This window comes from Neisseria sp. P0009.S007, assembly GCF_051962515.1.
Map to the genome: position 1 here is coordinate 1 of NZ_JBQCVF010000491.1, position 1,069 is coordinate 1,069.

1 protein-coding gene and 1 pseudogene are annotated in these 1,069 nt (G+C 48.2%); one reads left to right on the forward strand and one right to left on the reverse strand.

The features are described 5' to 3' along the window. Positions 1 to 769, forward strand: a pseudogene (locus ACTHS3_RS14280) (polynucleotide adenylyltransferase PcnB); the annotation flags it as partial. A gap of 117 nt (positions 770 to 886) precedes the next feature. On the opposite strand, the gene ACTHS3_RS14285 reads toward ACTHS3_RS14280, so the two are convergent. Further along, positions 887 to 1,069: sigma factor-like helix-turn-helix DNA-binding protein (locus ACTHS3_RS14285; protein ID WP_440368281.1), on the reverse strand; the 183-nt coding region annotated here is incomplete at its 5' end.

The following is a 1,069-nucleotide window of genomic DNA, read 5'->3' on the forward strand; positions in this document are numbered from 1 at the left end:
TGCCGTCCGTTTGTCGGGCAAGTTGGGCTTTGAAGTGGAAGAGCAAACCGCTTTGCCGATTGCCAAATATGCAGGCCGTCTGAAAAATGAGCCGGTGGCCCGTCTTTTTGACGAAATCATGAAAATCCTGTTTTCCGGCCATTCACGTGCCTGTTTGAAACGGTTGAACGAGTTGGGTATTCCCGAAGGCATCCATCCGCTTTTAGATGCCTTGAAAACTGCCGAAGCGACTGAAAACCGTATGATTATGTTGGCCTTGAAAAATACCGATGAGCGCCTTCGTGCGGATAAGTCTGTTTCCGTCGGTTTTGTATTGGCGTCGGTATTGTGGCCGACACTAAACGCCATTTGGCAACGCAATCAAAGCCATGGTCAAAAACCTGTCCCTGCGTTGATGGATGCGATGAACACCATGCGCGATACGGTAGAGAAAGGTTGGGGCGTACCGCAACGATTTTCTGCAACCATGCGTGAAATTTGGCAATTTCAGCCGCAATTCGACAATATGCGCGGCGCACGCCCATATCGTCTGCTATCACAAGCCCGTTTCCGAGCTGCTTATGATTTCCTGATTTTGCGTAGCGAGATTGGCGAGGTTGATAAAGAGATGGCTTCTTGGTGGACAACTTTCCAACATGCCGATGAGGAAACACGCCAGCAAATGACAGCAGCCAATGATCACAAACGTCAGAAACAAAGTGGATCAACTGACGGCAAACTCAAACGTCGCCGCCGTCGTCCGAAAAAGAAAACCACTGAGGCCGAATAAATTATCAAAATAAATTTAAGGCCGTCTGAAACGATTAAATCTTTTGGGATTTGGTTTTCAGACGGCCTTTTTGTATTGCAATAAAAAACCGCAGGCTTTTTAACCTGCGGTTTGCTTTTATGATTTGTTTTCTTCGCTGTCGAGGAAGCTGCGGAGGCGGTCGCTACGGGTTGGGTGGCGCAGCTTGCGCAGTGCTTTGGCTTCGATTTGACGGATACGTTCACGGGTTACGTCAAATTGTTTGCCGACTTCTTCCAAAGTGTGGTCGGTATTCATATCGATACCGAAACGCATACGCAA